Origin of the sequence: Streptomyces sp. SAJ15 (assembly GCF_007595705.1) — a bacterium.
Lineage (GTDB): Bacteria > Actinomycetota > Actinomycetes > Streptomycetales > Streptomycetaceae > Streptomyces.
The window spans coordinates 169,357-193,822 of sequence record NZ_NISY01000003.1; the positions used below are offsets into that span (position 1 = coordinate 169,357).

Below are 24,466 nucleotides of genomic sequence, written 5' to 3' on the forward strand. Positions count from 1 at the left end.
GGTGGGCATGACCATGGACGCGGCACCGCGGCTCGACACCGACGCGCTGCTGGACGACCCGCGGACCCGCATCGTGGTGTGCTGCGGCTCGGGCGGCGTCGGCAAGACCACGACCGCGGCGGCGCTGGGCGTACGGGCCGCCGAGCGCGGCCGCAGGGTGGTCGTCCTCACCATCGACCCGGCCCGCCGACTGGCCCAGTCGATGGGCATCGGCTCGCTCGACAACATCCCGCGTCGGGTGGAGGGCATCGACACCTCGGCCGGCGGCGAACTGCACGCGATGATGCTCGACATGAAGCGGACCTTCGACGAGTTCGTCGAGGCCCACGCCGACGTCGAGCGTGCCGCCGCGATCCTCGCGAACCCCTTCTACCAGTCGCTGTCGGCCGGCTTCGCGGGCACGCAGGAGTACATGGCCATGGAGAAGCTGGGCCAGCTGCGGGCGCGCGACGAGTGGGACCTGATCATCGTCGACACACCGCCCAGCCGCTCGGCGCTGGACTTCCTGGACGCGCCGAAGCGTCTCGGCTCGTTCCTGGACGGCAAGCTGATCAAGGTGCTGCTGGCCCCGGCCAAGGTGGGCGGCCGGGCCGGGCTGAAGGTGCTCAACGTCGGCATGTCGATGATGACGGGGGCACTGAGCAAGCTGCTGGGCGGGCAACTGCTCAAGGACGTACAGACCTTCGCCTCCGCCATGGACACCATGTTCGGCGGCTTCCGCACCCGCGCGGACGCCACCTACCGGCTGCTCCAGGCACCCGGCACGGCGTTTCTGGTGGTGGCCGCCCCGGAGCGGGACGCGCTGCGCGAGGCCGCGTACTTCGTCGAGCGACTGGCGGCGGACCGGATGCCGCTGGCGGGCCTGGTGCTCAACCGGGTGCACGGCAGCGGCGCGGCGGAGCTGTCGGCCGAACGCGCGTTGGCCGCCGCGGAGATGCTGGCGGACCGGACATCCATGGCCAACGTTCTGACGGTCAGTGATGATTCTGTAGAAAATCTTGGCGACGCCCGCATTGTCGATCGCGCTTCCGGGAAGGTTGACGAGCGAAGCGCACCGGATACGGACTCCGGCGCGGACCCGGTCGCCACTGCCGTCGCCGACGACCACTCCCCCACGTCGGCGGAGCAGCTTGCCGCGGGGTTGCTGAGGCTGCACGCGGAGCGCATGCAGGTGCTCGCGCGTGAGCAGCGCACGCGCGATCGTTTCGCCGCGTTGCACTCCGAGGTTCCGGTGGCCGAGGTCGCCGCGCTCCCCGGCGATGTGCACGACCTGGCGGGGCTGCGTGCGGTGGGCGAGCGGCTGGCGGTCCAGACGGGAGAGAGCCGAGCCGCCGGTTAGGGCACGCGGCCGGCGGCTCCGGCCATGGGCCTCCGTAGACCGAGGTCCGGGCCTGGGGTGCGGGCGGTCCGGGGCTGGGGTGCGGGCCTGAGCGGCCGCCGGCGAGCGCGGCAGCACCTGGTGGGGCGCCCACGACGGGGCGTACAAGCGGCGGTCGAGGCCGCGTATATCCCGCGTCGCCGCACACCCCGCGTCGCCGCATGTCGCGCCGTGCCGCGCATCCCGCACGGCCGCATGTCGCGCCGTGGCGCACGCGCTGGGCCACCTGTCCCACGCGCCGGGCCCGGCGGGCCTCGGCCACATGCCTCAAGCGATCGCCGCGCGGGGACCCCTCCGAGGCTGACCGGCCCACAGCGTTCTCAGCGAGGCCGCAGCGGTCTCCGCAAGGGCGGATCGCGCCGCGGTGCATCCGGCCCAGCGAATCAGACCGGGTGTTTCACGCCGAACGGAGCAAGCCGACGGCTCATCCCGCCGCGGCGTAGCTGCCGTACTCCTCGTCGTCGCCGACGGGCAGCAGGCCCGCTCCGCGCTCGTACTCCGTGCGGGCGGTCTCCAGGAGCCGCCGCCACGAGGTGACGGTCGGCCGGCGGCGCAGCAGCGCCCGCCGCTCGCGCTCGGTCATCCCGCCCCAGACGCCGAACTCCACGCGGTTGTCCAAGGCGTCGGCCAGGCACTCGGTGCGCACCGGGCATCCCGTGCAGACCGCCTTCGCCCTGTTCTGTGCCGCGCCCTGGACGAATAGTTCATCCGGATCGGTAGTGCGGCAGGCTGCCTGCGCACTCCAGTCGGTTACCCAGCCCATGCTGGCGCCGTCCTCTCCCGAATCGAGGCTCCCCCACGGCGACAAACGGCATATGCACCGTCGCCAGTTGAGGACGTTACGGAAGGCAAGCAGGGTGCAACACCCCCTGCGGGCCCAATCTTGAATGGCCCGAACGGACTATGCGTACGCGGCAGATCACCCAACGGAGTGAGCTGACGACATAACAGAGCAATCCCGCATAACGGGGCAGATCACCCAGGACATATGGCGCGGGGAGCGACACACCTCGACAACTCGGGCATGTCTCATCACTCACACGAGTGATTAATGGAGGAGCGCTGAACCGCACATCTGTGGCTGGCGTGAAACAGAGTAGGCGAACCGGTAGGCCCCTGTCCGGCGATTCGCCACGTAGGCTGCCCCCTATGGGTAAGAAGCGCTCGGGCGGGGGCCTCTCCACCACTCAGCAGGCGGCCAAGTTCCTCGGGGTCAGCATGCTCGCCGGCACGGTGATGGCCGGCCTCGCACTGCCCGCGGTCGGGGCGCTAGGCCTGGCCGCCAAGGGGACGGTCGAGGAGTTCGACGAGATTCCGGCCAACCTCAAGACACCGCCGCTCAGTCAGCGGACCACCATCCTCGACGCCGACGGCGGCGAGATCGCGAAGGTCTACTCCCGCGACCGCACCGTCGTGGAGCTCAAGGACATCTCCCCCCACATGCGCAAGGCGATCGTGGCGATCGAGGACGCCCGGTTCTACGAGCACGGGGCGATCGACCTCAAGGGCGTGCTGCGCGCGCTCAACAAGAACGCCCAGGACGGAGGCGTCTCCGAGGGCGCCTCCACCCTCACCCAGCAGTATGTGAAGAACGTCTTCGTGGAGGAGGCCGGCGACGACCCCGAGAAGGTCGCGGAGGCCACCCAGCAGACGGTCGGGCGCAAGATCAGGGAGCTGAAGTACGCCATCCAGGTCGAGAAGGAGCTCGGCAAGGAGCGGATCCTCCAGAACTACCTGAACATCACCTTCTTCGGACAGCAGGCCTACGGCGTCGAAGCCGCCTCACAGCGCTACTTCAGCAAGCACGCCAAGGACCTCACCCTGGAGGAGTCGGCGCTGCTGGCCGGCCTCGTGCAGTCGCCGAGCCGCTTCGACCCGGTGAACGACCCGCGCGAGGCCACCCTCCGCCGCAACACCGTGCTGCAGCGCATGGCCGAGGTGAGGCACATCACCCAGGCGCAGGCGGACGCGTCCAAGAAGAAGCCGCTCGGCCTCAACGTGAGCCGGCCCAAGAACGGCTGCATCACCGCCGTCGACGGCGCGGGCTTCTTCTGCGACTACGTCCGCAAGGTCTTCCTCACCGACCCGGCCTTCGGCAAGACGCCGGAGGAGCGGGCCCAGCGCTGGCACCGCGGCGGTCTGACGATCCGCACCACCCTCGACCCGCGGGCCCAGAAGTCGGTGCAGAAGGCCGTGAAGAACGGCGTCAACGCGAGCGACGAGGTGGCCACCGCCGTCACCCTGGTGGAGCCGGGCACCGGCAAGATCGTGGGCATGGGCCAGTCCAGGCCGTACGGCTTCGGCGAGAACCAGACGCAGATCAACCTCTCGGTCGACCAGCGGATGGGCGGCGGCGCGGGCTACCAGCCGGGCTCGACGTTCAAGCCCATCGTGGCGGCGGCCGCGCTGGAGCGGGGCACCAAGCCGAGCCAGTCCTACCCGTCGCCGTACAAGATGCCGTATCCGAGCCCGGTGCAGACCTGCGACGGCAGCTGGAGCGACACCGCCTCCGTGGAGAACGAGAACCCCTCGGAGGTCGGCCCGTACGGGATGAGGGAGGCGACCGCGAAGTCGGTCAACACCTACTTCGTCCAGCTGATCAGCGACATCGGCGTCTGTCCGGTGACCACCCTCGCCGACAAGATGGGCGTCAAGCGGGCCGACGGCAAGAAGATCGACCAGGTGCCGTCCATCACGCTCGGCACCCAGGAGATGTCCCCGCTGACCATGGCCAACGCCTACGCGACCTTCGCCAACCGGGGCGTGTACTGCACCCCGGTGGCCATCGAGTCGATCACCACCGCGGACGGCAAGTCGTTCAAGGTCCCGCAGACCTCCTGCAAGCGGGCCATGTCGGAGAAGACCGCCGACACCGTCAACACGCTGCTGCGGGGCGTCGTCGAGGACGGCACGGGCAAGGAGGCCGGCCTCAGCGGGCGCGCCAGCGCCGGCAAGACCGGCACCACGGACTTCCGCTACGCCGCCTGGTTCGTGGGCTACACCCCGAACCTGGCCGGCGCGGTGTGGGTCGGCGACCCCAAGCACCAGCGCAAGATGGTCAACATCACCATCGGCGGCCGCACCTGGGGCAAGGTCTTCGGCGGCCAGGTGCCCGGGCCGATCTGGCGCGAGGCGATGTCCGGCGCCCTGGCGGGCAAGCCCGCGCCGGGTTTCGTCACCGTGCCCGTCGACGACCCGCACAAGGACCGGCCGGACCGGGGTGACGAGGACAACAAGCCGGGCCGCGGGGGCAACGGCGGCCGGGGCGACAAGCCATGGCCGGACCTCACCATCCCGCCGGACCTGATCGGCGGCGAGGACGGCGGCATCGATGACATCGGGGGTATCGGTGACATCGGGGGCTGGAACGGCGGCTGGAACCCGGGCGTCGGCAGGGGCCGGCGCTGACCACCGGCCGGCCGACCATCAGGGCCGGCACGACGGCATAAGAGGGCGACGGGGCCCGGACAGTGGATGTCCGGGCCCCGTCGCCCGTTGCGTACGGCCTGCCTCCGGCGGCGCCCCCTCGCCGGCGCCGGCGCCCCGCGGTCGACAGCCGGCGCCCCGCTCCCATCGACCGCCAGTCGCCAGTCGCCAGTCGCCAGTCGCCGGTCGCCGGTCGCCGGTCGCCGGTCGATGGGAGAACCACCCGTCCGGCGGGTTTGCGGCACGGTGCGGCCGGAACGCGGTCGGAAGGGGTGGGACGACGTTCGAAAGGGTCAGCCGGCGAGGTGCCGCTTCACCGCGGCCGCCACCCGGCCGCCGTCGGCGCGGCCGGCGATCTTGGGATTCACGATCTTCATCACGGCGCCCATCGCGCGCGGGCCCTCGGCACCGCCCTCGGCCGCCTCCTTGACCGCGGCGGCGACCAGCGCGTCCAGCTCCTCGTCGGTCAGCGGCTTCGGCAGGTACTCCGCCAGCACCTCGCCCTCGGCCCGCTCCCGCTCGGCCTGCTCCGCGCGGCCGCCCTGCTCGAAGGCCTCGGCGGCCTCACGGCGCTTCTTGGCCTCCCGCGCGACGATCTTCTCCACCTCCGCGTCGGAGAGTTCGCGGGCGGTCGTGCCCGCCACCTCCTCCTTGGTGATCGCGGTGATGGTGAGCCGAAGCGTGGAGGAGCGCAGTTCGTCGCGCGCCTTGATCGCCGCGGTGAGGTCGGCCTGCAGCCTGTCCTTGAGCGTGGTGGTCATGGACTGAGTCTGCCAGCACCGGTCGGGAATCACCCGAAGATTTCGTCGCCGTCGCAGGTCTGGGACCATGGGGACCATGCGCGCTCGTTACGGAGTACCCCTGGGAATCACCGCAGTCGGCGCGGCCGGCCTCGCCTACGCCGTCGGCTTCGAAGTCCGCTCCTTCCGGCTCCGACGGGTGTCCGTGCCCGTGCTGCCGCGCGGGATGCGACCGCTGCGCGTCCTCCAGGTCTCCGACATCCACATGGTCAGCGGACAGCGGAAGAAGCAGCGCTGGCTCCAGTCGCTCGCCGGCCTCCGCCCCGACTTCGTCATCAACACCGGAGACAACCTCTCCGACACCGAGGGCGTCCCGGAGACGCTGGACGCCCTGGGCCCGCTGATGGAGTTCCCCGGGGCGTACGTCTTCGGCTCGAACGACTACTACGGCCCGAAGCTGCGCAACCCCGCCCGCTATCTGATGGAGAAGGCCAGCGGCCGGCACGGACTCAACGGCAACCCGCCGGTGGTCGGCGCCATCCACAACCCGTGGGAGGACCTGCGCGACGCCTTCGACGCCGCGGGCTGGGTGGGCCTCACCAACACCCGCGGCCGGCTGAAGCTGGACGGCGGCCTGGAGATCGCTCTGACCGGCCTGGACGACCCGCACATCAAGCGAGACCGCTACAACGCGGTGGCGGGCGGCCCGGAGACCGACGCGGACCTGTCGCTGGCCGTGGTCCACGCCCCGTACCTGCGCGTGCTGGACGCCTTCACCGCCGACCGCTACCCGCTGATCCTCGCCGGGCACACCCACGGCGGGCAGGTGTGCATCCCCTTCTACGGAGCACTGGTCACCAACTGCGACATCGACACGGGCCGGGTCAAGGGCCTGTCCACGCACACCGCGGGCGGCCACACCTCCTTCCTCCACGTCTCCGCCGGCTGCGGCACCAACCGCTACACCCCGGTCCGCTTCGCCTGCCCGCCCGAGGCCACCCTGCTCACGCTGACCCCCCGGGACTGAGCTCGGGGCCGACCTCGGAAGCGATCCGAGAGCGACGGGGGAGCGACCTGCGGGCCCGGCCTCGAAACCGGATTTCGTCTCTGGCGCGACGTGGGCTAAAGTAGAGCTCGTTGCTTCGGGGTGTAGCGCAGCTTGGCAGCGCGCTTCGTTCGGGACGAAGAGGTCGTGGGTTCAAATCCCGCCACCCCGACTGGCACGAGAGGCCCGGTCCATTGGACCGGGCCTCTCGCTTATGTCCGGCGTCCCCGCCATGCTCTCCGGGGAACGTGCTCGGATGGTCTCGGCACCCGTTCGACGGCGCCCGTGATCGCGTCACCGTCACGCCGGGAAGGCGATTCGATAAAGCCGTTGCCGGAATCAACTTCTGCCACCTACAGACGCCGGCGGATTCTCGGGCCGCTTACCAGTCCCTGAGCGGCGGCAGGCAGTATTGCGCGCATGTCGACTCTCCGCTCAAACATCGTCTCCTGGGTCAGCCGCAAGTACTTTTCGAGATTGCAGAGGAACGGCCTCGACCTGTCCAAGATGTCTTTTCTGCCGGAATCCACGCTCATGCCGCTGCGGCGCGACGGCGTGGATCCGGTGCCGGCGCTGGCCACACGGCGCACCCAGGAGCCGATCAGCAAGCTTTCGCTGCCGTTCGGGATGAATGGCTGGCTCGTCACGGGACACACCGAATGCAAGGCGGTCCTCGGAAAGGCGAACGCCTTCAGCACCGATTTCACCAACATTGCGGGGAATGCCGGAATTTCTGCTCAGCAGAATCCCGGCGGGCTGGGTTTCAGTGATCCACCGACACATACGAGATTGCGGCGCCTCCTGACACCGGAGTTCACGATGCGCCGACTGAACCGATTGACTCCGCGCATTCACTCCCTCGTGGAGGAACGACTCGACGAGATGGCCGCGGCCGACGGGCCGGTCGACCTGGTGGAGGCGTTCGCGTTCCCGATCCCCTCGCTCGTCATATGCGAACTGCTGGGCGTGCCGTACGAGGACCGCGACGAGTTCCAGAAGCTGAGCACCGCGCGGTTCGACCTATTCGGCGGAGCAAATGCCCCATTCGGCGTCATATCCGACTCTTTGTCGTATCTGCGCGACATCGTGAAGAAGCAGCGCGAGAACCCGGGCGACGGACTGCTGGGCATGATCGTTCGCGAGCACGGCGACGACATCGAGGACGAGGAGCTCACCGGTCTCGCCGACGGAGTGCTGACCGGCGGCCTGGAGACGACGGCGAGCATGCTGGCGCTGGGCACCCTCGTGCTGCTCCAGCACCCGGAGCACTTCGCGGCGCTGCGCGACCGCGACGACGTGGTCGACCCCTTCATCGAGGAGCTGCTGCGCTATCTGACGGTGGTCCAGGTGGCCTTCCCGCGCTTCGCCAAGGAGGACATGGAGATCGCCGGCACGAAGATCGCTCGCGGCGACTTCATGCTGTGCTCGCTGAGCGGATCCAACCGCGACGCGGCACTGGGCGAGGACATGGAGCGCTTCGACCCGCACCGCGAGGCCGGCGCGTCCCACCTGGCCTTCGGATACGGCATCCACCGCTGCATCGGCGCCGAGCTGGCCCGGATGGAGCTGCGGGCCGCGCTCCCCGCACTGGTGCGACGCTTCCCCGACATGCGGCTGGCGGTCGCGCCGGAGGAGCTGTCGTTCCGCAAGCTCTCGATCGTCTACGGCGTGGACGCGCTGCCGCTGCGGCTGCACGGGTAGCGGGCGGAGCCCGTGCGTGCCAGGGCAGGACTCCACGCCCCGGGCGGGCCCTGCCGGTCACAACCGGACCCATGCCCGTCACGGCGGCACTCGCGCCCCTCACGGCCGGACCCGAGCGCGTCGGTGAGCGGGTGGAACTCGGCGAGGTGGAGGAAACCGCCGAGCGCCACGAGACGGGCGGTCGTCTCGGCCCAGCGGTCGATGTCGGGCAGCCGGCAGGGCGCCCCGACGCCGGTGTAGACGATGTCGTACGAGGAGTCGGGCACCGCCTCGACCGCGTCGTAGACGTCGGCGGGTGAGGTCGGGGAAGTCGCTGGCCAGATGCCCGGGAACGCGCTGGTCCCCCAGGGCTCGGTCGGTCTCGTGCCAGTCCTCCGCCGGGTCGTCCGCCGTGTCGTCCCGCGGCGTGGATCGGCGCATGCGCCGGAGGTTATCCACAGGTGCGCGGCGACGTCAGCGAGTTGTCTGCGCGGCGGCGCAGAATGGGGGGCATGGCTGAGAGCACAGGATCCATGCCGGAGTCCATGCCGGACTGGGAGAAGCGCTTCCGAGCGCCGCGAGTGGGGCTGCCGGACTGGGCGGAGGACGCCCCCGACCGCTCGCTTTTCGTATCGAACGCGACGGGCACGTACGAGCTGTACGCCTGGGATCGGACCACCGGTGTCCAACGCCAGGCGACGGACCGGCCCAACGGGACGACGGGCGGGGTGCTGTCGCCGGACGGCGAGTGGATCTGGTGGTTCTCCGACACCGACGGCGACGAGTTCGGGATATGGCGGCGCCAGCCGTTCTCCGGGTGGGACTCCCGGCGTCCCGAGGGTGAAGAGGACGAGCCCGCGACGCCGTTGGCGCCGTCGTATCCGGCCGGGCTCGCGCTCGGCCGGGACGGCACGGCGGTCGTCGGCCGCTCGACCGACGAGGACGGCTCCACCCTCCACGTCGTGGAGCCGGACGGCGCCTCGCGGGAGATCTACCGCCACCGGGAGTCGGCCGGGGTCGGCGATCTCTCCTACGACGGCGAGCTGATCGCGATAGAGCACACCGAGCACGGCGACGCGATGCACTCGGCGATCCGGGTGGTGCGGCGCGACGGCACCACCGTCGCCGAGTTGGACGACACCAAGGGCGGCGCGGTGGAGCTCGGGCTCTCGGTGATGGGCTTCGCGCCGGTCGCCGGGGACACGCGGCTGTTGGTCGGGCACCAGCGCCGCGGCCGCTGGGAGCCGGTGATCTGGGACCCGCTGACGGGCGAGGAGACGGCGCTCGCCATCGAGCTGCCGGGTGACGTCGGCGTCGACTGGTACCCGGACGGTTCGGCGCTGCTGGTGGAGCACGGCTACCAGGCGCGCAGCGAGCTGTGGCGGTACGACCTGGGCTCCGGCGAGCTGACCGCGGTGGAGACCCCGGCCGGGACCATATCCGGCGCCTCGGCCCGGCCGGACGGCACGGTCGAGTACCTGTGGTCCTCGGCCGCCCATCCGCCCCAGGTGCGCTCCACGAGCGGGCGAATCGTGCTGGAGCCGCCCGCCGAGGGCGCCGCGGGTGCCGTGGTCGCCGAGAGCGGCACAGGGCGTGCGGACGCGGCCTTCTGGCTCAGAGCCCCGGAGTCGGTGCCGGTCACGGACGCCTGGGTGGAGGGGCCCGGCGGCCGGGTGCACGCACTGGTGCAGCGGCCCGAGGGCGAGGGCCCCTTCCCGACCGTGTTCGACATCCACGGCGGGCCGACGTGGCACGACAGCGACGCCTTCGCCGCCGGTCCGGCCGCCTGGGTGGACCACGGCTTCGCGGTGGTGCGGGTCAACTACCGCGGCTCCACCGGGTACGGACGGGAGTGGACGGACGCTCTCAAGCACCGCATCGGGCTCATAGAGCTGGAGGACATCGCGGCGGTCCGGGAGTGGGCCGTGGCCTCGGGGCTGGCCGACCCCCGCCGGCTGGTCCTGGCCGGCGGCTCCTGGGGCGGCTACCTCACACTGCTGGGCCTCGGTACGCAGCCGGAGGCGTGGGCGGTGGGCCTGGCGGCGGTGCCGGTCGCCGACTACGTCACCGCCTACCACGACGAGATGGAGGCCCTGAAAGCGCTGGACCGCACCCTCTTCGGCGGCACGCCGGAGGAGGTCCCGGAGCGGTTCGAGGCGTCTTCCCCCCTGACCTACGTGGACCAGGTGCGGGCGCCCGTCTACATCTCGGCCGGCGTCAACGACCCGCGCTGCCCGATACGCCAGATCGAGAACTACGTGACCCGGCTGGAGCGGCGGGGCGCCCCCCACGAGGTGTACCGCTACGACGCCGGCCACGGCTCGCTCGTCGTCGAGGAGCGGATCAAGCAGCTCCGGCTGGAGATCGAGTTCGCCCAGCGTCACCTGAGCCGCCTGAGCTGACGCCCCCGGACGACACCGTCCGGACCGACGGTTGGGGGCGGGCGTGCCCGATTCGAGGCGGCGCCGCCCGCCCCCGACCGCCGGGACCAAGCGCGGGCCCGCCCCGCACGCTCCCGGGACGCCGCCTCCGGGGTCGGCAGGGCGCTTGAGAGACGCCAGGCGGGCCCCGGGGACACCGGGGGCACTCCCGGGAGGTCAGGGGCGGCGCCCGCGCCTTCCCTGGGGCGCGGGATAGGAAGGCGGTGGAGCGGCAGGGCTGAGCCGTCCGGCCCCGAAGCGGGCGCTTTGGCCGACGCCTTGGCCGGCGCCTTGGCCGGCGCCTTGGCGGCCGCCTACGACGGGGCACCCCGCCTCGCGCGGACACGACTCGCGCGGACACGGCTGGCGCGGACACGGCTCGGAGACTGCCGGGCATGACCCGCGGAATCGGGAGCGGCCCCGCTCGGGATCGTGCGGCTCGTGGGCACCGGATCGGCACCGGGCGGCGCCGGTTTCACTCGGAAGTGGTCGCCTTCGCACCCGAGGCCGCCGACGCCTTCCCAGAGGCGGCCGGTTCCGGCTTCGCGCTGGAGGCCGCCGCATCGGCCCCAGAGGCCACCGGTTCCGGTTCCGCTCCGGAGACCGATCCCGAGCCGGAGGCGGCCGGTTTCCTGGGGCCCGGGGCGGCGGGGGTGGCGTCGTCACTGCCGTCGTCGGGTGAGCCCGCCGTGGTCGGGGCGGGGGTGGCGGCGTCGGCGGGGACGATGCCCAGGGCGAGGTCTCGCGCGGCCTCGACGTCGCGGCGGAAGAGGCGGAACCACATGAAGAGCACAAAGCCCACGAAGACGAACCACTCACCGGTGTAGCCGAGGTTCTGGAACGCCTTGAGGTCCAGGCCGGTGCCTTCGGCAGCGGCCGGGGGCACCGGGCGCAGGGCGCCGGTGGTCTTGGAGGAGGTGACCCATGCGTCGTACACGTCATACGGCACCACGTTGATCAGCGAGGCCGCGCTGATCATGCCGAGCTGACCTTCGGGCAGTCCGCCTTCGGCGCGTACACCGTCGGTGCCGCGGTTCTCCGATGCCTGGAGCGCACCGGTGACCGTCACCTCGCCGGAGGGCGGCGCGGGCACCTTGGCGGTGGCCGCCTTGTCGTCGGCGTCGCCGGGAAGCCAGCCGCGCACGACGGGGAGCGCCTTCTCCCGGCCTCCGCCCTCGGCGGCGTCCGTGCGCAACAGCGTCAGCACGTAGAAGCCGGTGCGGTCGTCGAGCCGGCGGTCGGGGACGAGCAGCTGGTGTTCGGCGTCGTAGCGCCCGGTGACGGTCGCCAGCCGGCCGGAGGTCTCCTTGGTGACCGGCAGCAGCTTCCGCAGCGGTGCGGCCTCGGCCTCCTGGGCGTCGGACGCGCGCTTCTGCTGGTTCTTGTGGGAGTCGACGCGCGCCTCGAAGCGGCTCAGCTGCCAGCTGCCCAGCACCACGCAGACCACGATCGACAGCACGGTGAAGACGTTGAGTGCCCACCACCGAGGCGTCAGCAGAAACCGATACACACCACCACGGTACGGGCCCCGCGCGGGGTTCCCTGCGCCGGGGGCGCGGGAGTCGGGCGGTAAAGGCGCCGAAGGCAAGGGCGCCGGGCTCGGCCGGTTAGCCCTCCAGCATCCCGGTGCGGTACACGGTGCCGGCGCAGGCGCTGGTCAGCGTGGTGCTCGCGGCGGCCGGGTCGCCCGCGTCCGGGGTGTAGCTGAGCTGCACGCTCGCCTCGGGCTGTTCGCTACCGGCCCCTCCCGTCTCGCCGCCGCCGTCGGTGCCGCCGCCGGTCTCCTCGCCGCCGGTGGGCTCCTGCGGCGTGGGCTGGTCCTCGGGGGCGGCGCCCGTCGGGGAGTCGGTGGGCTCAGGGGTCGGCGAGGCGCCGGTGGTCTGGCAACCGGAGGTACCACCGCCGGCGGCCGGGACCCAGGCGAACTTCACCTGGTAGGCCGCGCCCGGCTGAAGGATCAGCTTCCCGGGCTCGGTGGACGGGTCGGGGAGCTGGCTCGCCGCGTCGCCCGCGGTGTGGTCCAGGACCGCGATCCTGGTGGCGTCCGCCGCGCCCTGCGCGGTGGCGCTGACCGTGCCGCCGGCGTCGACGGCACAGGGGACGGCGGAGATGTTCACGACACGGAAGGAGCCGTAGACGCGGCCCTCCGCGTCGGCCGCGCCGGCCGAGGCGGTGCCGTTGCCGAGCTGGGCCCGAGTACAGGTGGGCGAGGTGGCGTTCAGCGTTCCCGTCGGGATGGGCACCGGGGCGCCGGACTCCTCCTTGTCCTCGGGCTTCTTCGTCGGGTCGTGCTTCTCCTTGTCCTTCTTCTTCTCTTTGTCGCCTTCGTCCGGACGGTGGCTGGCGGGCATGCCGGTCTCTCCGCCGTCGCTGCCCTCGCCGTGCGCTCCGCCCTGCACCCCGGGGGTGCGGTGGCTGGAGGCGGTGTCGGCGGAACGGTCGTCAGAGGTGGTGACGGTGGCGGCCACATGCACCACGGCGGGCATCGCGGCCCCGCCGAGCACTACCGCGGCCGCCGCTCCGACCAAAGCCTGTCGACGGCGGGTGCGGCGGGCGGGGACGGCGCGATACAGGTGCTCCAGGGCGTCAGGGCGGGGTTCGAGGTCGCCCACGGCCCCATGCAGCAGCTGCCTCAGCGCGTTCTCGTCCAGCAGCGACTGATGGCCGCCGGCGTCGTCACCGCCGTCTGCGTCGCCGTCACGGCCGGCGTCACTGCCGAGGTCGGCGTGACTGCCGAGATCGGCGCCACTGGCGGGGTCGGCGGCGCTGGCACGGTCGGCGTCACTGCCACCATCGGCGTCACGTGCGCGGTCGGCGTCACTGCCGCGGTCGGCGTCGCCCGCCGGGGCGCGCTCCGGTCCTGCGAACGGCTCGGCCGGCTTCGCGGTCGGCTCGGCGGCGGGGCGCCCGGAGCTCCGCTCCTCGGCCGCGTCGGCCCCGAGCGACCGGCCCAGGTCCGTGCCCCGGCCGTCGCCCTGGCCCTGGCCCTGGCCCGTGCCCTCGCTCCGGTCCCGGCCCTGCTCCCGGTCCTGTTCCAGGTCCGGGTCGTGCTGGTGTCGCCGGTCGCGGTCGCCCGCGTCCGGCCGCTTGGTCCTGTCGTTCATGCTGGAGCCTCCATGGCGACGCGGAGCGCCGCGATGCCGCGCGAGCCGTACGCCTTGACCGAGCCGAGAGATATGCCGAGCGTCTCGGCGACCTGGGCCTCGGTCATATCGGCGAAGTAACGCAGCACCAGGACCTCGCGCTGGCGGCGCTGCAGTCCTCTCATCGCCTTGATCAGTTGGTCGCGCTCCAACTGCTCGTACGCGCCTTCTTCGGCACTGGCCATGTCGGGCATCGGCTTGCTGAGCAGCTTGAGCCCGAGGATGCGCCGGCGCAGGGCGGAGCGGGAGAGATTGACGACCGTCTGCCGCAGATAGGCAAGGGTCTTCTCCGGGTCACGGACCCGGTTGCGCGCGGAGTGCACGCGGATGAACGCCTCCTGTACGACGTCCTCACAGGAGGCGGTGTCATCGAGGAGCAGCGCGGCGAGACCGAGCAGCGACCGGTAGTGGGCGCGGTAGGTCTCGGTGAGGTGGTCGACTGTGGTGCCCACTGCCATCGCGCCGTCAGTCTCCCCGCGACCCGTCGGAGCCTGCGCAGGGCGGGCGGTCGGCCATGGAGCGATCACCGGCATGCCACCTGGCGTGCGGGGACGCGAAGGACGCAGCGTCGAGCCGCGCCCCGGGGCCGTTGCGATGCCGAGTACCTCTGCCACGCACGTTGGACACGCTTCTCCCCGCCAGGGTTGTATGCGCACGGAGCCGCGTTTGACGATGCATCAAATGCCCCCACGCGCACCATCTCTTCCCCAAATGCCCCAATTTTTACCGCGCCCGAGCGGGGCGGCCAGAAAGACGCTCCCCGCGCCGCTGCCGGTTGCAGCGAGGCGGGGAGCGCATCGTCAAACAGATCGTCTGCGCAGTTCAAGTGGTCCAGGCCATTGTATTGGTCACAGAATCTTCACAGGCTCCCGGTCGTCACGCGACCGCGTTCCTCGACTCCGGATCCTCGACTCCGGATCCTCGACTCTGACTCGTCCGTTCGATTCCTCGGTTCCGTTCCACGGTTCCGATTCCTCGACTCGGCCGACCACCGAACCGCGGCGGGTCAGACGGTGAGCTCCGCCGCCACGACCTCCGCGATCTGCGCGGTGTTGAGCGCCGCGCCCTTGCGCAGATTGTCGCCGCACACGAAGAGCTCCAACGCACAGGGGTCGTCCAGCGAGCGCCGCACCCGCCCCACCCAGGTGGGGTCGGTGCCCACGACGTCCGCCGGGGTCGGGAACTCGCCCTCGGCCGGGTTGTCGCAGAGCACCACGCCCGGCGCGCCGGCCAGGATCTCGTGCGCGGCGGCGACCGTGACCTCGTTCTCGAACCGCGCGTGCACGGCCAGTGAATGCGTCGTGATCACGGGCACCCGGACACAGGTCGCGCTGACCCGGAGCTGGGGCAGGCCCAGGATCTTCCGCGACTCGTTGCGCACCTTGAGCTCCTCGGAGGACCAGCCGTCCTCCTTGAGCGAGCCCGCGAACGGCACCACGTTCAGCGCCATCGGGGCGGGGAAGGGGCCCAGGTCGCCGATGGCCCGTCGGACGTCTCCGGGCTGGGTGCCCAGCTCCGCGCCGGCGACCTTCGTCAGCTGCTCGCGCAGCGTGTCGACGCCCGCCTTCCCGGCGCCGGAGACCGCCTGGTACGAGGAGACGATCAGCTCGCTCAGCCCGAACTCGGCATGCAGCGCGCCGATCGCGACGATCATCGACAGCGTGGTGCAGTTGGGGTTGGCGATGATGCCGCGCGGCCGGACCCGCGCCGCGTGCGCGTTGACCTCCGGCACCACCAGCGGAACGTCCGGGTCCATCCGGAAGGCCCCGGAGTTGTCGACCACGACCGCGCCCTTGCTGGCCGCGATCGGCGCCCACTGCGCCGAGACCTCGTCCGGCACGTCGAACATCGCGACATGGACGCCGTCGAACGCCTCTTCGGTCAGCGCGAGGACCTCGACCTCCTCGCCCCGCACGGTCAGCCTGCGGCCGGCCGAGCGCGGGGAGGCGATCAGCCGGATCTCACCCCAGACGTCGGCCCGCTCGGAGAGCAGGCCGAGCATGACGGTGCCGACCGCGCCGGTCGCGCCGACCACCGCGAGGGTCGGCCGACCGGCGCGGTCGGCGGCCGTGGTCATCGCCCGGTCCCTCCGTAGACGACCGCCTCGTCGTTCTCACTGTCCAGGCCGAAGGCGGTGTGCACGGCGCGCACCGCCTCCTTGACCTCGTCGGCCCGGGTCACGACCGAGATGCGGATCTCGGAGGTCGAGATCAGCTCGATGTTCACGCCGACGTTCGAAAGCGCCTCGAAGAAGGTGGCGGTGACGCCGGGGTTGGTCCGCATGCCGGCGCCGACCAGCGAGATCTTCGCGATCTGGTCGTCGTAGCGGAGCGAGTCGAAGCCGATGGCCGGCTGCGCCCGGGTCAGGGCCTCCATCGCCTTGTGACCGTCGGTCTTCGGCAGGGTGAAGGAGATGTCGGTGAGACCGGTCGACGCGGCGGAGACGTTCTGCACCACCATGTCGATGTTGATCTCGGCGTTGGAGATCGCCCGGAAGATCGCCGCGGCCTCGCCCGGCTTGTCCGGCACACCGACGACCGTGATCTTGGCCTCGGACGTGTCGTGCGCGACCCCGGAGATGATCGCCTGCTCCATACCCTCTGCTCCTTCTCCAGGCTCTGGCCTGTTGCGCACCCACGTCCCCCAGTGACCGGAGAATGAGGACCGGACGTGGATCGGGATGTTGTAACGGCGGGCGTACTCGACACAGCGCAGGTGCAGCACCTTCGAGCCGCTCGCGGCGAGTTCGAGCATGTCCTCGAACGCGATCTCGTCGATCTTGCGGGCCTTCTTCACCACGCGCGGATCGGCCGTGAACACGCCGTCCACATCGGTGTAGATCTCGCACACCGCGGCGTCGAGAGCGGCCGCCAGGGCCACCGCCGTGGTGTCCGAGCCGCCCCGGCCCAGCGTGGTGATGTCCTTGCTGACCTGCGAGACGCCCTGGAAACCGGCCACGATCGCGACCGCGCCCTGCTCGAGCGCGTCCCGAATGCGGCCCGGCGTGACGTCGATGATCCGCGCCTTGTTGTGAACGGCGTCCGTGATGACTCCGGCCTGGCTACCGGTGAACGACAGCGCCTCGTGCCCGAGGTTTTTGATCGCCATCGCCAGCAGAGCCATGGAGATTCGCTCTCCGGCGGTCAGCAGCATGTCGAACTCACGTCCGGCAGGGATCGGAGATACCTGCTCGGCGAGTTCGATCAGCTCGTCCGTCGTGTCGCCCATCGCGGAAACCACGACGACCACCTGGTGGCCGTTCTTCTTGGCTTCGACGATTCGCTTGGCGACGCGCTTGATGCCTTCGGCATCGGCAACGGATGAGCCTCCGTACTTCTGCACGACAAGGCCCACGTGCGCTCCTCGCAAACTGTTAGTAAAGCGGTCGACTCAGTTTAACGAGCGACCAGGATCCGCCTTCCTGATATCACATAGCGAGACGATTTGCTCACCACATGATCGACGGGGCGCACCCGGCACGCCCCGCACCCGCTCAGCAACGACCCTGCCCGCTGCTCGACCGGGCACACGGAAACGTAATTCAGGTCACAGCGGCCTGGCGCGACGTGGTTCAGGTGACAGCGACCTGGCGCGTGAACGCGCCGATCGGTGCTCGCACGCGCCGATCGGCGCTCGCACGCCCCGCGACGGAGAGCGAGCGCCCCGACCGCTGTCACCCCCGCGCGGACCGCATGCCCAGCGGCCCCGCGATCTCCGCGGCCATGACCCGCCCGGCCTCCTCCTCCAGCGCCTCGTCACCGTCCGGCTCGCTGTCGGTGTCCAGTCCGTCGAGCTCGTCCAACGGGCTGTCCAGCCGCACATGGGCGACCAGGGACTGGAGCGCGCGCAGCGCGGCCGAGGCGGTGGGGCCCCAGTTGGACAGGTAGGAGAACTGCCACCACCACAGCGCCTCGGTGACCCGGCCGCCGCGGTAGTGGGCCATACCGTGCCGCAGGTCGGTGATGATGTCGGCCAGGTCGTCGGAGATGCGGCAGGCGACGGGCGCCTTACGCGGCACGTAGGGGTCGAAGACCTCGGAGTAGACGTCGACGGGGTCGAGCAGGGCGGCGAAGTTCTCCCGCAGCTCGTCGACGTCGGGCTCCGGGCCCACGTCGGGCTCGTACCGCTCGTCGGGGACGATGTCCTCGTGCGCGCCCAGCCGCCCGCCGGCCAGGAGCAGTTGGGAGATCTCCAACAGCAGGAAGGGGACAGCGCTGTCCGGCTCGTCGCCCTTCGCGACCTCGGTGACCGCGACGATGAAGCTCTCGATCTGGTCGGCGATCTGAACCGCGAAGTCGTCGGGGTTCTGGTGAGTGTCGTGCAGGGTTGCGTCAGACATCGAGAAGTCTTCTCCCTTCGAAGGCCCGACCAAGGGTCACCTCGTCCGCGTACTCCAGGTCGCCGCCGACCGGCAGGCCGCTGGCCAGGCGGGTGACCTTCAAGCCCATGGGCTTGATCATGCGCGCGAGGTACGTGGCGGTGGCCTCCCCCTCCAGATTGGGGTCCGTGGCCAGGATCAGCTCGGTGACGGTGCCGTCCGCCAGCCGGCCGAGCAGCTCCCTGATCCGCAGGTCGTCCGGGCCCACGCCCTCGATGGGGCTGATCGCCCCGCCGAGCACGTGGTACCGGCCGCGGAACTCCCGGGTGCGCTCGATGGCGACGACGTCCTTCGGCTCCTCCACCACACAGATGACGGCCGGGTCGCGGCGCGGGTCGAGACAGACCCGGCACTGCTCGGCCTCGGCGACGTTGCCGCACACGACGCAGAACCGGACCTTCGCCTTCACCTCGGTGAGCGCGTGCGCCAGCCGGCGGACGTCGGCGGGGTCGGCCTGCAGGATGTGGAAGGCGATCCGCTGCGCGCTCTTGGGACCGACGCCGGGCAGCCTGCCCAGCTCGTCGATGAGGTCCTGGACCACGCCTTCGTACACGGAACGCTCTCCTTAGTGGGACGTCTGGGCGACTGTCGGGCGCCGGGGTGACGCCCGTGGGAAGCCCGCGGAACGTCCGGGGGACGCCGACCTTACGGGCTCTCGTACGGCTTGCTCACGGCTGCCGTACGCGGCTCACGACCGGCTCCCGGCCGCTCCCCGGCCGCCGCGGCTGCCCTGGGGCTCAGAACGGCAGGCCGGGCATGCCGCCGAGGCCCTGGGCGAGCGGGCCGAGCTTCGTCTGCTGGAGTTCGTGGGCCGCCTGGTTGGCGTCCCGAACGGCGGCGACGATCAGATCCGCGAGGGTCTCGGTGTCCTCCGGGTCCACCGCCTTCGGGTCGATGACCAGGTCGCGGAGCTCACCGGCGCCGGTCACGGTCGCCTTCACCAGGCCGCCGCCGGCCGAACCCTCGACCGGGGTCTCCGCCAGCTCCTGCTGAGCGGCGGCGAGGTCCTGCTGCATCTTCTGAGCCTGCTGAAGCAGCTGCTGCATGTTGGGCTGGCCACCGGGGATCACGAGTGCGCTCCTGGCTGTCGAGGGAGGCTCTGCTGCCGTCCGTCCGTGTTCTTCATTCCGATAGCCCGAGCCTACGTGCTGAGGGGACACCGCGCGCTACCCCGGTGGTGGGAGGAGTTCCGCTCTTTCTCGTCCCCGTCTCCGAGGTGGTCTCGTCTTCTCCGCGGGCTTGCCTCGGGCGCTGGCTCGTCTCCGACGCGGTCCACGGCGTGCCGGCTCCACGCCACCCCTCCGCGCCAGCGTCGATCAGCGACGGGTTCCGCAGCAGCGGATTCGGCGGCGGCGAGCGGACGTCGGCGGCGCGGCGCCCGTGGCCGAGCCGGGCGCCGGGGGGGGGCCGCCCCGACCGTGCTACTCGTTGGCGATCTCCTCGACCACCGTCGCGCCGAGCTCGCGGACGATCAGCTCGTGGCCGCTGAGCGCGGACTCGTCGAGGTCCGGGTCGTCCTCCTCCGGGATGTCGTCCTCGGGCGCGACCGGCGGGGGCTCCGGCTCGCGGTAGGCCGGCGAGGCGGCGGGACCGGCAGAACCGCCGGGACCGCCGAGACCGGCCGCCGCGGACGGCGCGGGTCGTCCGGAGGCGGGGCCGGAGGCGGCGGGAGCGGACGGGCCGCTCGGCGCCTGGGGAGCCGGGGCGGGCGCCGGAGGGGCGGCCTGCGGCCGGGGCGCGGCCGGAGCGCCGAAGCCGCCGCCCGCACCGCCGAAGCCGCCGCCGGGGGCCGCGCCGGGGCCGGCGAAGCCGCCCGCCCCGCCGAAGCCGCCCGCGCCGCCGGAGCCACCGGCCGGCTGGCCGGCGCCGCCCGAGGGGTCGACGATCGCCTCGACCCGCCACTGCACGCCGTACTGCTCGCTGAGCGCCTGTCGCAGCACGTCCTCGCTGCCGCCGTTGACGAAGCTGTCGCGGGCGCCGGAGTTGGAGAAGCCGACCTGGAGCGTGGTGCCGTCGAAGCCGGAGACGTGCGCGTTCTGGCTGAGCAGGATCCAGGTGAAGCGGCGGCGGTTCTTCACCGCCTCCAGGATGTCGGGCCACATCTGCCGCACCTGCATGGCGCCCTGGGCGGCCGCGGCAGAGGGGGCGGTGGCCTGGGCCGGGGCCTGGGCGGGGGCCTGCGGCGACACGGGAGCGGCGGGGCCGCCGGGGGCGGGCGCGGCGGGGGCCGGCTGTCCCGGCGCGGCCGCCGTGGGCCAGCCACCGGGCCGCCGGGGCTCGGCGGCGGCCGACCCGGCCCCCTGGCCGGGCGCGGCGGCCGCGGGCCACGCGCCGGGGCGCGCCCCGGCAGGCTGGGCCGGCGGGGCGGACGGGGCCGGAGCGCCGGGCGCCGGGGCGGAGGCGGCCGGCGCACTGGGCACCGGGGCGGGCGTGGCGGGCTGCTCGACGGGCGGCTGCGGAGCCGCGTGCGGAGCCTCGGGGGCGGCGGGCTGGACCGCGGCGGCCGGGGGGGCCGCCGCGGGGGCCGTCACAGGGGTGGGCGCCGGGGCGCCGGGGCCGGCGGCCATGGCGGCGCGGGCGGCGGCGGGACCCGAGGGTCCGGTGAGCGGCGCGTGGGCGTCCGGCCCCGGCACGTACCCCATGGGCGGGCCGGCGGCGGCGCCTCCGCCGCCCAGACCGGCGACGGCGGCGCCGCGCTCCAGCCGCTCCAGGCGGGCCTGCACCGACCGCTCGTCGTCGAAGGCCGCGGGCAGCAGCACCCGGGCACAGATCAGTTCCAGCTGGAGCCGCGGCGAGGTGGCGCCGCGCATCTCGGTGAGGCCCTCGTTGACCAGGTCGGCCGCGCGGCTGAGCTCCGAGCCGCCGAAGACGGACGCCTGGGCCTGCATCCGCTCGACGACGTCGGCCGGGGCGTCGATCAGCCCCTTCTCGGCGGCGTCCGGGACGGCGGCCAGGATCACCAGGTCGCGCAGCCGCTCCAGCAGGTCCGCGACGAAGCGCCGGGGGTCGTTGCCGCCCTCGATGACGCGGTCCACGACCTCGAACGCCGCCGCGCCGTCGCCCGCCGCGAAGGCGTCCACGACGGCGTCGAGCAGCGAGCCGTCCGTGTAGCCGAGCAGGGACGTCGCCATGGCGTACGTCACACCGTCCTCGGCGGCGCCGGCCAGCAGCTGGTCCATCACGGACATGGAGTCACGCACCGACCCGGCGCCGGCCCGCACGACCAACGGCAGCACGCCGTCCTCGACCGGGATGGCCTCGCGCTCGCAGACCGCGCCGAGGTACTCGCGCAGCGTGCCGGGCGGCACCAGCCGGAACGGGTAGTGGTGCGTGCGCGACCGGATGGTGCCGATGACCTTCTCCGGCTCGGTGGTCGCGAAGATGAACTTGAGGTGCTCCGGCGGCTCCTCGACCACCTTCAGCAGGGCGTTGAAGCCCGCCGAGGTGACCATGTGCGCCTCGTCGATGATGTAGATCTTGTACCGACTGGAGGCCGGTCCGAAGAACGCCTTCTCGCGCAGCTCACGGGCGTCGTCCACGCCACCGTGGGACGCCGCGTCGATCTCGATCACATCGATCGAGCCCGGCCCGTTCCGCGCCAGGTCACGACAGGACTGGCACTCCCCGCACGGCGTCGGCGTCGGCCCCTGCTCGCAGTTGAGACAGCGGGCCAGGATGCGGGCGCTGGTCGTCTTGCCACAGCCGCGCGGCCCGCTGAACAGGTACGCGTGATTGACCCGGTTGTTCCGCAGCGCCTGCTGCAGCGGGGTGGTGACATGCTCCTGCCCGATGACCTCGGCGAAGGTCTCCGGGCGGTAGCGGCGGTAAAGCGCGAGAGACGACACGCATACGACGATATCGGGGCCCACCGACAAGTGGCTCCCGTCACAGCGAACCCGCCAGCCACGACCCGCCGCCCGCCCCGCGGGAAACCCGCTCCCCCAACGCAAGCGCCCCTCACGCACCCGCCAGAGCCCACCTACCCTTGCTGCCTTCCGGCCCTGGGGGAGTTCAGTGAGATAGCGCCACGTGAGGGGCTGCCCCCCACCCTAGCGGATCGGAGCCGTGAGGAACGAGTTCGCGAGCACTGCTTCTGGTCTTGTATTGTTTGCGGCGGAGGATTCGCCTAGAGGCCTAGGGCGCACGCTTGGAAAGCGTGTTGGGGGCAACCCCTCACGAGTTCGAATCTCGTATCCTCCGCCAGCTCAGAGGGCTGGACCGCTCCGGCGGTCCAGCCCTCTGGCGTTTCTCCGCCGTAGTTTCCGCCTCGGCCTCCGCCTCGGCTCCGGGCGCGCCTCCGGCGCGGACCCCCGGGCTCCCATACCATGATCGCGCCCGCCGCGACACCGGAGACCAGCGGGAGGCACCGCCCCTACGGTGTGACGCGTGTCACACGGTCGCCCGTCTGTCTCGTACGCCCGCGTCCGCCGGGCTCCCACGTTCAGCAGGCGCAGGAGATGCCCGAGCGCGGGGCGGTCAGGTCGTCGACCGGGCGCTGGTCGGTGCCCTGGGCCGTCTCGTGCGGGAAGCCCTCGCGCACCCAGTACTCGAAGCCGCCGATCATCTCCTTGACCCGGTAGCCGAGCCGGGCGAAGGTGAGGGCGGCGCGGGTGGCGCCGTTGCAGCCGGGTCCCCAGCAGTAGGTCACCACGGTCGCCGAGGGGTCGATCAGCTCGGCGGCGCGTTCGGCGATCTCCGCGGTGGGGAGGTGCACGGCGCCGGGGATGTGTCCCTGCGCCCAGGCGGCGTCGCTGCGGGAGTCGACCACGACCACCCCGGGGACGCCGGCGAGGAGGTCGGCGCGCACATCGGAGACGTCGGTCTCGAAGGCCAGCCGGGCGGCGTAGTGGGCGGCGGCCTCGGCGGGCGCGGCGGCGGGGACCTTCAGAACGGCGCTGACGATCCCGGTGGCGGACAGGGCAGAAGGGGCGGCTGGGGCGGAAGGGGCGGCTGCGACGGACCGCGCGGCCTCGGCGGACGGGGCGGGGACGGCGGACCGCGCGGCCTCGGCGGACGGGGCGGAAGGGGCGGCTGGGGCGGACGGGGTGGCCTCGGGGGACGGGGCGGCGGCGGGCATCTGCGTGCTCCTTGCGTGTCGTGCGGGGTGGGAACGGCGGCGATGGTGGTGGTCCGCGCCGGCCGGGTGCTCCCCCGCTCGGCGATGACTCCATCCTCCGGGCCCCGCTCCCGCCTCACGAGTGGCGTGAACGCCGCCCTTCGTCAAGATCCCGCCAGTCGGATCCCCGGTCCGGGCGGCCCCGCCGGGCCGGGCACCCGGGTGAACGCCCTCCGGTAGGCGGTCGGCGTCGTCCGCATCTGCCGGGTGAAGTGGTGGCGGTATGTGGCCGTGCTGTCGAAGCCGACGGCGGTGGCGATCTCGTCGATCGACCCCTCGCCCGACTCCAGCAGCGGCAGGCTCGCCGCCACCCGCTGCGAGATGACCCAGCGCATCGGGCTGACCCCGTTCCGGCGGGCGAAGTGCCGCAGGTAGGAGCGCTCCGACATGCTGGCGGCGCGGGCCAGGGCGGGCACCGAGAGCGGGGTGTGCAGCCGGCGCAGCGCCCAGGCCATGCTCCGCGCCACGCCGTCGTCCTCCTCGCCGATCGGGCGCACCGCCGCCTCGATGAACTGCGCCTGTCCGCCCTCGCGGTGGGGCGGCACCACGAAGCGACGGGCCACGGTGTTGGCGACGGCGGCGCCGTGGTCGGCGCGGACCAGATAGAGGCACAGGTCGATGCCGGCGGCGCTGCCGGCGCTGGTGAGCACGTCGCCGTTGTCGACGTAGAGCACGTCCGGGTCGACCTCGATGTCCGGATGGCGCTCGGCGAGGGTGCGGGCGTACAGCCAGTGGGTGGTGGCCCGGCGACCGTCCAGCAGCCCGGTCGCGGCGAGCGCGAAGGTGCCCGAGCAGATCGACACCAGCCGGGCCCCGCGGGCGTGCGCCCGCAGCAGCGCGTCCACCAGGGCAGGGGAGACCGCGCCGCCCGCGCGGGGCACGCCCGGCACGATCACCGTGTCGGCGGCCGCCAGCGCGTCCAGACCGTGCTCGGCGCGGAGCGAGAACCCGCCGATCGCGCGCAGGTCGCGGCCGGGCTCCTCCGCGCAGACCCGCAGCTCGTACCAGGGCAGTTCCCCGAGCTCGGGCCGGGCGAGCCCGAATACCTCCACCACCACACCGAGTTCGAACGGCGCCATTCCGTCGAAGGCCAGCACCGCCACCACGTGCGACTTCGCCATGGCCGGATCTTAATGAGAG

General features: G+C 72.1%; 19 protein-coding genes, 2 tRNA genes, 1 other RNA gene and 1 pseudogene. 7 read left to right on the forward strand and 16 right to left on the reverse strand.

Translation table 11 applies throughout. The annotated features are described in order from the left end of the window. Positions 1-7 precede the first annotated feature (7 nt). Positions 8-1,339 carry an ArsA family ATPase gene (locus CD790_RS10855; protein WP_144382979.1) on the forward strand — a complete coding sequence of 444 codons (1,332 nt, stop codon included), beginning with the start codon at positions 8-10 and terminating at the stop codon, positions 1,337-1,339. Between the two features lie 463 nt (positions 1,340-1,802). Here CD790_RS10855 and CD790_RS10860 read toward each other — a convergent pair whose 3' ends face one another. Further along, positions 1,803-2,141, reverse strand: coding sequence for a WhiB family transcriptional regulator (locus CD790_RS10860; protein WP_144382980.1), 339 nt, complete (start codon positions 2,139-2,141; stop codon positions 1,803-1,805). A gap of 386 nt (positions 2,142-2,527) precedes the next feature. Here CD790_RS10860 and CD790_RS10870 point away from each other — a divergent pair, with 386 nt between their 5' ends. Then, the gene (locus CD790_RS10870) at positions 2,528-4,786 is read left to right on the forward strand and encodes a transglycosylase domain-containing protein (RefSeq protein WP_144382981.1); all 2,259 of its coding nucleotides are present in this window, start codon (positions 2,528-2,530) and stop codon (positions 4,784-4,786) included. A 311-nt stretch (positions 4,787-5,097) separates the two neighbouring features. Here the strand turns inward: CD790_RS10870 and CD790_RS10875 are convergent, their stop codons facing one another. Continuing rightward, positions 5,098-5,565: a GatB/YqeY domain-containing protein gene (locus CD790_RS10875; RefSeq protein ID WP_144382982.1), complete on the reverse strand. Its 468-nt coding sequence runs from the start codon at positions 5,563-5,565 to the stop codon at positions 5,098-5,100. A gap of 76 nt (positions 5,566-5,641) precedes the next feature. On the opposite strand from CD790_RS10875, the gene CD790_RS10880 reads away from it, so the two are divergent. Then, on the forward strand, positions 5,642-6,571 hold the full coding sequence (locus CD790_RS10880; RefSeq protein WP_144382983.1) for a metallophosphoesterase: 930 nt from the start codon (positions 5,642-5,644) through the stop codon (positions 6,569-6,571). Positions 6,572-6,687: 116 nt separating this feature from the next. Further along, positions 6,688-6,761: transfer RNA gene (locus CD790_RS10885), tRNA-Pro, on the forward strand. A 181-nt stretch (positions 6,762-6,942) separates the two neighbouring features. Here CD790_RS10885 and CD790_RS35665 read toward each other — a convergent pair. Beyond that, positions 6,943-7,236, reverse strand: coding sequence for a hypothetical protein (locus CD790_RS35665; protein WP_260867545.1), 294 nt, complete (start codon positions 7,234-7,236; stop codon positions 6,943-6,945). On the opposite strand from CD790_RS35665, the gene CD790_RS10890 reads away from it, so the two are divergent. Then, a complete protein-coding gene (locus CD790_RS10890; protein WP_260867527.1) occupies positions 7,124-8,290 on the forward strand; it encodes a cytochrome P450 in 1,167 nt (388 codons plus the stop codon). The genes CD790_RS35665 and CD790_RS10890 overlap by 113 nt on opposite strands. Positions 8,291-8,403: 113 nt before the next feature. Here the strand turns inward: CD790_RS10890 and CD790_RS10895 are convergent. Continuing rightward, positions 8,404-8,586: pseudogene (locus CD790_RS10895) on the reverse strand (SAM-dependent methyltransferase); the annotation flags it as partial. Between the two features lie 186 nt (positions 8,587-8,772). Here CD790_RS10895 and CD790_RS10900 point away from each other — a divergent pair. Then, a complete protein-coding gene (locus CD790_RS10900; protein WP_399217310.1) occupies positions 8,773-10,671 on the forward strand; it encodes a prolyl oligopeptidase family serine peptidase in 1,899 nt (632 codons plus the stop codon). Between the two features lie 493 nt (positions 10,672-11,164). Here the strand turns inward: CD790_RS10900 and CD790_RS10905 are convergent, their stop codons facing one another. From CD790_RS10905 to ffs, 10 genes are all read right to left on the reverse strand, one after another. Next, positions 11,165-12,199, reverse strand: a complete 1,035-nt coding sequence (locus tag CD790_RS10905; protein WP_144382986.1) for an SURF1 family protein — start codon at positions 12,197-12,199, stop codon at positions 11,165-11,167. 97 nt (positions 12,200-12,296) lie between these two features. Then, positions 12,297-13,793 carry a hypothetical protein gene (locus tag CD790_RS34515; RefSeq protein ID WP_186318971.1) on the reverse strand — a complete coding sequence of 499 codons (1,497 nt, stop codon included), beginning with the start codon at positions 13,791-13,793 and terminating at the stop codon, positions 12,297-12,299. Beyond that, on the reverse strand, positions 13,790-14,446 hold the full coding sequence (locus CD790_RS10915) for a SigE family RNA polymerase sigma factor (RefSeq protein WP_186318972.1): 657 nt from the start codon (positions 14,444-14,446) through the stop codon (positions 13,790-13,792). Before CD790_RS10915 ends, CD790_RS34515 begins: the two co-directional genes overlap by 4 nt. Before the next feature lie 392 nt (positions 14,447-14,838). Further along, positions 14,839-15,909 (reverse strand): aspartate-semialdehyde dehydrogenase, encoded by a 1,071-nt coding sequence (locus CD790_RS10920; protein WP_144382988.1) that lies wholly within the window; start codon positions 15,907-15,909, stop codon positions 14,839-14,841. After that, positions 15,906-17,186: an aspartate kinase gene (locus tag CD790_RS10925; RefSeq protein WP_144382989.1), complete on the reverse strand. Its 1,281-nt coding sequence runs from the start codon at positions 17,184-17,186 to the stop codon at positions 15,906-15,908. Before CD790_RS10925 ends, CD790_RS10920 begins: the two co-directional genes overlap by 4 nt. A gap of 319 nt (positions 17,187-17,505) precedes the next feature. Beyond that, positions 17,506-18,171, reverse strand: a complete 666-nt coding sequence (locus tag CD790_RS10930) for a DUF5063 domain-containing protein (protein WP_144382990.1) — start codon at positions 18,169-18,171, stop codon at positions 17,506-17,508. After that, positions 18,164-18,763: a recombination mediator RecR gene (recR, locus tag CD790_RS10935; RefSeq protein WP_144382991.1), complete on the reverse strand. Its 600-nt coding sequence runs from the start codon at positions 18,761-18,763 to the stop codon at positions 18,164-18,166. Before recR ends, CD790_RS10930 begins: the two co-directional genes overlap by 8 nt. Before the next feature lie 184 nt (positions 18,764-18,947). Further along, a complete protein-coding gene (locus tag CD790_RS10940; protein ID WP_144382992.1) occupies positions 18,948-19,280 on the reverse strand; it encodes a YbaB/EbfC family nucleoid-associated protein in 333 nt (110 codons plus the stop codon). Positions 19,281-19,631: 351 nt separating this feature from the next. After that, positions 19,632-22,055: a DNA polymerase III subunit gamma and tau gene (locus CD790_RS10945; RefSeq protein WP_144382993.1), complete on the reverse strand. Its 2,424-nt coding sequence runs from the start codon at positions 22,053-22,055 to the stop codon at positions 19,632-19,634. A gap of 98 nt (positions 22,056-22,153) precedes the next feature. Further along, positions 22,154-22,252, reverse strand: an RNA gene (gene ffs, locus CD790_RS10950) — signal recognition particle sRNA small type. Between the two features lie 73 nt (positions 22,253-22,325). On the opposite strand from ffs, the gene CD790_RS10955 reads away from it, so the two are divergent. Then, a tRNA-Ser gene (locus CD790_RS10955) sits at positions 22,326-22,413 on the forward strand. A gap of 238 nt (positions 22,414-22,651) precedes the next feature. On the opposite strand, the gene CD790_RS10960 is transcribed toward CD790_RS10955, so the two are convergent. Together CD790_RS10960 and CD790_RS10965 are read right to left on the reverse strand one after the other, a co-directional pair. Then, the gene (locus CD790_RS10960; protein ID WP_260867528.1) at positions 22,652-23,128 is read right to left on the reverse strand and encodes a rhodanese-like domain-containing protein; all 477 of its coding nucleotides are present in this window, start codon (positions 23,126-23,128) and stop codon (positions 22,652-22,654) included. Between the two features lie 302 nt (positions 23,129-23,430). Beyond that, positions 23,431-24,447 carry a helix-turn-helix domain-containing protein gene (locus CD790_RS10965; protein WP_144382995.1) on the reverse strand — a complete coding sequence of 339 codons (1,017 nt, stop codon included), beginning with the start codon at positions 24,445-24,447 and terminating at the stop codon, positions 23,431-23,433. Positions 24,448-24,466 lie beyond the last annotated feature (19 nt).

What these genes read in the sequence shown, in the direction of transcription:
- CD790_RS10870 (WP_144382981.1), top strand. Translation starts at nt 2,528, where the DNA reads ATGGGTAAGAAGCGCTCGGGCGGGGGCCTCTCCACCACTCAGCAGGCG.
- CD790_RS10965 (WP_144382995.1), bottom strand. Translation starts at nt 24,447, where the DNA reads ATGGCGAAGTCGCACGTGGTGGCGGTGCTGGCCTTCGACGGAATGGCG.
- CD790_RS10875 (WP_144382982.1), bottom strand. Translation starts at nt 5,565, where the DNA reads ATGACCACCACGCTCAAGGACAGGCTGCAGGCCGACCTCACCGCGGCG.
- CD790_RS34515 (WP_186318971.1), bottom strand. Translation starts at nt 13,793, where the DNA reads ATGAACGACAGGACCAAGCGGCCGGACGCGGGCGACCGCGACCGGCGA.
- CD790_RS10930 (WP_144382990.1), bottom strand. Translation starts at nt 18,171, where the DNA reads ATGTCTGACGCAACCCTGCACGACACTCACCAGAACCCCGACGACTTC.
- CD790_RS10860 (WP_144382980.1), bottom strand. Translation starts at nt 2,141, where the DNA reads ATGGGCTGGGTAACCGACTGGAGTGCGCAGGCAGCCTGCCGCACTACC.
- CD790_RS10855 (WP_144382979.1), top strand. Translation starts at nt 8, where the DNA reads ATGACCATGGACGCGGCACCGCGGCTCGACACCGACGCGCTGCTGGAC.
- CD790_RS10920 (WP_144382988.1), bottom strand. Translation starts at nt 15,909, where the DNA reads ATGACCACGGCCGCCGACCGCGCCGGTCGGCCGACCCTCGCGGTGGTC.
- CD790_RS10900 (WP_399217310.1), top strand. Translation starts at nt 8,773, where the DNA reads ATGGGGGGCATGGCTGAGAGCACAGGATCCATGCCGGAGTCCATGCCG.
- CD790_RS10880 (WP_144382983.1), top strand. Translation starts at nt 5,642, where the DNA reads ATGCGCGCTCGTTACGGAGTACCCCTGGGAATCACCGCAGTCGGCGCG.
- CD790_RS10890 (WP_260867527.1), top strand. Translation starts at nt 7,124, where the DNA reads ATGCCGCTGCGGCGCGACGGCGTGGATCCGGTGCCGGCGCTGGCCACA.